At 44.5% G+C, this 6,253-nt stretch carries 5 protein-coding genes; all 5 read left to right on the top strand.

The annotated features are described in order from the left end of the window. The first annotated feature begins 88 nt into the window (after nt 1–88). Nucleotides 89–1,045 carry a phospho-N-acetylmuramoyl-pentapeptide-transferase gene (gene mraY / locus RDS42_RS11265; RefSeq protein WP_308783751.1) on the top strand — a complete coding sequence of 319 codons (957 nt, stop codon included), beginning with the start codon at nt 89–91 and terminating at the stop codon, nt 1,043–1,045. Between the two features lie 16 nt (nt 1,046–1,061). Then, on the top strand, nt 1,062–2,417 hold the full coding sequence (gene murD / locus RDS42_RS11270) for a UDP-N-acetylmuramoyl-L-alanine--D-glutamate ligase (protein ID WP_308783752.1): 1,356 nt from the start codon (nt 1,062–1,064) through the stop codon (nt 2,415–2,417). Nucleotides 2,418–2,559: 142 nt separating this feature from the next. Continuing rightward, nucleotides 2,560–3,678: a putative peptidoglycan glycosyltransferase FtsW gene (locus RDS42_RS11275; RefSeq protein WP_308783753.1), complete on the top strand. Its 1,119-nt coding sequence runs from the start codon at nt 2,560–2,562 to the stop codon at nt 3,676–3,678. Continuing rightward, nucleotides 3,668–5,017: a UDP-N-acetylglucosamine 1-carboxyvinyltransferase gene (gene murA / locus RDS42_RS11280; RefSeq protein WP_308783754.1), complete on the top strand. Its 1,350-nt coding sequence runs from the start codon at nt 3,668–3,670 to the stop codon at nt 5,015–5,017. The genes RDS42_RS11275 and murA overlap by 11 nt, the downstream gene beginning before the upstream one ends. Beyond that, nucleotides 4,968–6,185 (top strand): cell division protein FtsQ/DivIB, encoded by a 1,218-nt coding sequence (locus RDS42_RS11285; protein ID WP_308783755.1) that lies wholly within the window; start codon nt 4,968–4,970, stop codon nt 6,183–6,185. Before murA ends, RDS42_RS11285 begins: the two co-directional genes overlap by 50 nt. The last annotated feature ends 68 nt before the right edge of the window (nt 6,186–6,253 follow it).

Below are 6,253 nucleotides of genomic sequence, written 5' to 3' on the forward strand. Positions count from 1 at the left end.
ACAGTAACAGTTGATAAATTCTTTAAAAAGCTTTATACTGTTTATGTTGTAAAACATAAAAAACGAAAGAATGATAAGAGGTGTAAGGATGAATTATCAAGTTATAATCCCGGTTCTGGTTTCTTTTGCCATCAGTCTGGTTCTGGGACCGGTGATCATTCCTTTTTTGAGAAAACTCAAAATGGGACAGACAGAACGAGTTGAGGGAGTGCAGTCCCATTTGAAAAAAGCCGGGACGCCTACTATGGGAGGAATCATCTTCCTGATCGCAGCAGTGGTTACATCTTTGTTTTATGTAAAGGACTATCCATCCATTATTCCAATCCTGTTTTTGACATTGGGATTTGGAATTATCGGATTTCTTGATGATTATCTGAAGGTAGTACTGAGACGTTCCGACGGTCTTCTGCCATGGCAGAAATTTCTTCTCCAGGTAATTGTAACAGGTGTTTTTGTGTTCTATCTGCTCAATTATACAGATATCTCATTGAATATGCTGATTCCTTTCTGGCCGGGACATTATCTGAATCTGGGGATTCTGGCAATTCCTGTTTTGTTTATTGCAGTGATCGGAACAGTCAACGGTGTAAACTTTACAGACGGGCTGGACGGACTGGCATCCAGTGTTACTTTGATCGTTGCAGTGTTTTTTACAGTTGTATCAATCGGCACAAAAAGCGGTATAGAACCTGTTACCTGTGCAGTGGTAGGCGGACTGATGGGATTCCTTCTGTTTAATGTATATCCGGCAAAGATCTTTATGGGAGATACCGGTTCGCTGGCTCTTGGAGGATTTGTGGCAGGAACTGCCTATGTGCTTCAGATGCCGCTGTTTATCCTTCTGGTAGGAATCATTTATCTTGTGGAAGTGCTGTCTGTTATGATCCAGGTGACATATTTTAAGGCTACCCATGGAAAGAGGATTTTTAAGATGGCTCCGATCCATCATCATTTTGAGCTTTGCGGCTGGTCAGAGACAAGAGTAGTAGCTGTATTCTCCATAGTAACTGCCATTATGTGCCTGATCGCATTCATGGCATTTTAACAGGGGGGATACAGAAATGGATTTAAAAGCAAAAAAAGTGCTTGTATTCGGTTCGGGAAAAAGCGGCATTGGAGCTGCAGAACTGCTTGGAAAGGTTGGCGCCTGTCCGATTATTTATGATGGAAATGCAGATCTGGATAAAGAAGCAGTTATACATAAGCTTCCTGATATCAAAAATCTGGAGGTCTATGCAGGAGTACTTCCCCGGGAGGTACAGGAAACTTTGGATCTTGTAGTTTTGAGCCCGGGGGTTCCTACGGATCTTCCTATGGTAAAAAGCTTTTATCAGCAGGGGCTGCCTGTATGGGGGGAAGTGGAACTGGCTTATCGTACAGGAAAAGGGCGAGTACTTGCCATTACCGGAACCAATGGAAAAACAACTACAACAGCACTTCTTGGAAAAATCATGAGTGATGCGGAGAAGTCTGTTTTTGTGGTAGGAAATATCGGAACACCGTATACTTCAAAAGCGCTGGAAATGAAAAATGATTCAGTGACCGTAGCGGAGATTTCCAGTTTTCAGCTGGAAACAGTGGAGAAGTTTGCTCCGGAGGTCAGTGCTATCCTGAATATCACAGAAGATCATCTGAACAGGCATCATACCATGGAGGAATACATCCGGGTAAAAGAACTGATCGTAAAAAATCAGAAGCCGGAAAATGTGTGTGTGTTGAATTATGAGGATCCGGTGCTGCGGGAATTTGGAAAGAATATTGTACCAAAAACCTTTTATTTTTCCAGTGAGCGCAGTCTGGACAGAGGAATTTATCTGGACGGAGATCAGATTATCCTGAAGACGGAGAAGGAAGAGATTCCTCTGGTAAAAACAGGGGATCTGAAGCTTCCTGGAAAACATAATTATGAAAATGTGATGGCAGCCTCTGCAATGGCTTATTATGCAGGGGTTCCGGTGGAAAGTATCCGCAGGAGCATCTGCCAGTTTACAGCTGTGGAGCACCGTATCGAGTATGTAACAGAAAAGGACGGTGTGGTCTATTATAATGATTCCAAAGGAACAAATCCTGATGCTGCAATCAAGGGTATTCAGGCTATGGATCGTCCTACCTGGCTTATTGCAGGAGGATATGACAAAGAATCCTGTTATGATGAGTGGCTGAACAGTTTTAATGGAAAGGTACGCTCACTGGTGCTGATCGGACAGACAAAGGAGAAGATCCGTGATGCCGCAGAACGTCTGGATGTTTGTCCCTGTATCCTGTGTGAGGATCTGGAAGAGGCGGTAAAGCTTTGTGCAGAAAACGCGCAGCCGGGAGAAGCGGTTCTTCTTTCTCCTGCATGTGCAAGCTGGGGACAGTTTGATAATTACGAACAGCGTGGAGATATGTTTAAAAAGTTTGTAAATTCTCTTTGATTTTTCATGTCAGCACAAAACCTACATATATATCACTACAGAAAATGACCGGTAAAATGCCGGTCATTTTCCATATAAAGAAACGCTGCAGTTCTTTTGTGAAAAAAGAAATCATACCTATTATTGATAATGCTGCAGGAGGATGTCTATGAAAAAGAGCATCCGGGAAAGAACCGGAAAACAGGATATTCTGCTTCTGATACTGGTATTGTTTCTGGCAGTTTTCGGTCTGGTCATTCTGTACAGTGTCAGTTCATATAATGGAAGGGTTCGTTTTCATGACGCTGCTTATTATTTAAAAAAACAGCTTTTCGCCACGGCACTGGGTCTTGGGGTTATGTATGCAGCCTCCAGAATAGATTATCATGCCATGGTTGCACTGGCCCCGGCTGTTTATCTGGTTTCTATCCTGCTGAGTGTGGCAGTTCTCCTGGTGGGGCAGGAGATCAATGGTTCAAAAAGATGGCTGGCTTTCGGTCCTTTTTCTTTTCAGCCATCTGAATTCTCCAAACTGGCAGTGATTCTTTTTCTTGCATGGCAGATTGACAGAAGCCGAAAGAAAACATCGGGTTTCTGGTTTATGTGCAGAACTATGGCAACGCTTCTTCCTATTGTAGGTCTTGTAGGCTCCAACAATTTAAGTACGGCAGTAATTATTTTGGGAATAGGCGTAGTTCTGATTTTTGTGTCCAGTCCCGGATATGTTCAGTTTATTGGTATGGGGACTGCCGGCATTGGATTTGTGGCAGTATTTCTTGCGGCCGAAAGCTACAGGCTGGAACGTCTTGCCATATGGAGAAATCCGGAAAAGTATGAAAAAGGATTTCAGACGATACAGGGACTTTATGCGATCGGAAGCGGGGGACTGTTTGGGAGAGGGTTTGGAAGCAGTCTCCAGAAACTGGGGTTTGTTCCGGAGGCACAGAATGATATGATCTATTCGATCATATGTGAAGAGCTGGGGCTTGTGGGTGCGGCTGCTTTGATATTTGTATTTGGTCTTCTTTTGTGGAGACTTTCTGTGATCTCCATGCACAGCAGAGATCTTCAGGGGACGCTGATATGTGCTGGAATTATGGCACATATGGCGATCCAGGTGATCCTGAATATTTCTGTAGTAACAAATACAATACCAAATACAGGGATTACGCTTCCTTTTATCAGTTATGGAGGAACCTCGGTCATGTTTCTTCTGGCTGAAATGGGGCTTGCTCTCAGCGTCAGCTGTCACAGAAAAACAGAACTGGCATATGATAAATGAAAGAGGCCTTTTGGGAGTGAAGGGATTGGGGGAAATTCGCATTACAGGAGGAAGACCTCTAAAGGGTACCATATCCATACAGGGTTCCAAAAATGCGGCCCTGCCTATGATGGCGGCAGCGCTTCTGCATAAGGGAGTAAGCGTGCTCAGAGGCTGTCCGTGTATTGCCGATGTTTTTTGTATGGAAGAAATTTTAAGATCCCTGGGAGCAGTAACCTGGTGGGAGGGGGATAACCTGTATCTGGACTGCAGTTATGCAGACGGAACAGTGATCTCTGAAGAAAATACAGGAAAAATGCGTTCTTCCATGATTCTCCTGGGAGTGCTTCTTGCAAGAAACGGGAAAGGCACGGTGGGATATCCGGGAGGCTGTGTTATAGGAAAACGTCCTGTGGATCAGCATCTTCACGTACTTAAAGGACTTGGCAGCTATATCATAAAAGAAGAGGGTTTTCTGGAAGCGTCGTGTATAGGGCTGAAGGGAAGCAGGATCTGCTTTGAAAAAAGAAGCGTAGGAGCAACCGAGCAGGGAATCCTCGCGGCGGTAACAGCAGAAGGAAAGACGACACTTTTAAATTGTGCCAGAGAGCCGGAGATCGTCTGGCTGTGCAGATATTTAAGGAGAATGGGAGCTGAGATAAAAGGAGAAGGGAAAAGCTGTATTGAGATCAATGGAGTGAAGAAACTGAAGGCCGGAGATATGAAAGTTCCTCCGGATCGTATTGTTGCAGGAACCTATATTTGTGCGGCAGCGGCTACCAGAGGAAGCATTATTATAGAAAATCCGCCGGAAGGGGAACTGGATGCATTTCTGAAAGTGTACAGGAAAATGGGTGGACAATATATCAGGAAGAGTGGTAAACTAATAGCTGACGGAAGGGGAACCGCGTATCCTGTCCCTTATCTGGAAACAGAAGTTTACCCTGGCTTTCCTACAGATCTTCAATCTCCGCTGATGGCAGTTCTTACGACGGTTTCCGGCGTAAGCTGTATACAGGAAACGATTTTTGAAGACAGATTCAGAGCGGCTGAAGAACTGAAAAGGATGGGAGCCCGAATTACTGTTTCCGGAAGGCAGGCACGTATTGCAGGAGGATTTCCTCTTCATGGGTGCAGAGTGGCAGCAGGAGAACTCCGGGGAGGCGCAGCTCTGATCATAGCGGCTCTGGCGGCGCAGGGAGAATCAATCGTGGAAGGAAGCACCTTTATCTGCCGGGGATACCAGAATATTTGTGAGGATCTGGCTGCTTTGGGCGGACAGATTAAAAAGGATACAGGAACTGCATTTTATGAGAACATCGAAATACAGAAAAAAATTAAACATTACAGACAAACATAAAAAAATAATGCTGGGAGGACTGGGAGCAGTCCTTCTTGCAGGGATCATCTTTTTCTTTTCTTATTATCAGGTAAAAAATGTGGAAGTTATGGCAAGCGATCATTATACAGAAAAAGAGATCAAAGCCATGATCCTGAGAGGACCGATGTCGGGAAATTCCATTCTGGCGCCGATTCTCTATTCTACAGAGGATACAGGAGATATTCCTTTTGTAGAGGCTTTTACTGTTTCCAGATCAAACAGAAATACCATTGTGATCGGCCTGAAAGAAAAAAAAGCCGTAGGCTGTATTCCATATCTGGACAGCTACGTTTATTTTGACAGAAACGGGATTTTTATTGAGGGAGAAAAGAGCAGAGATGAAAAAGTTCCGTTTTTTGACGGAATTGCGGTAAAGCGTGTAGTGAAAAACGAAAAGCTTCCAATAAAAGACACGGTTCTGAATACAGCAGTAGCTCTTTCGACTATCTTTGCAAAAAATGAGAGTGTTCCAGAGCATATTGAATTTGATGAAAATTATGAGATCAGCCTTCTGTACGGAGATGTTACCGTGAATCTTGGCAAGGATGAAAATCTGGAAGATAAAATGACACGTGTGATTGCTATCCTTCCTCAGCTTTCCGGACAGAAGGGCGTTCTTCACGCCGAAAATATCAACAGCACAGTAAAAACCATCACATTCGAAGCGGAAATCGAGGAGGTAACCGCAGAAAACTGGACCGGCGGCTATGATGAAAATGGAGAATATACCGGCGACGGAGAATATGATGAAAATGGACGTCATGTAGGGCCGAAACCTATGACAGCTCTTGACTATGCTTTGGAAAACTGGGTGGGCGGCTATGACGAGGAAGGCGACTATACTGGTTCCGGAGAGTATGATGCAAACTGGAATTATGTAGGACCTGCGCCCACACAGGAAACCATAGATGCCATGGGAGACTGGACCGGCGGTTATAATGAGGAAGGCGGCTTTAACGGAACCGGAGAATACGACAGAGAAGGGAATTATGTAGGCCCTGCTCCTGAGACTACAGAAGACACAGATGAATATTCAGAGGATGGAGATTCAGAAGACGGATATTCGGAGGATGAATATACGGAGGACGGATATTCAGAAGAAAGTTATGAGGATTCGTGGGACGGAGAGTCTGGAGAAGCCTACTGACACCCGTCTTCCAATGCTCATGAGCAGCAGGGGCAGGTATCCCCATGTGACGAAAATCCATGAAAAAA

This window comes from uncultured Blautia sp., from assembly GCF_902497045.1.
GTDB lineage: Bacteria > Bacillota > Clostridia > Lachnospirales > Lachnospiraceae > Blautia_A.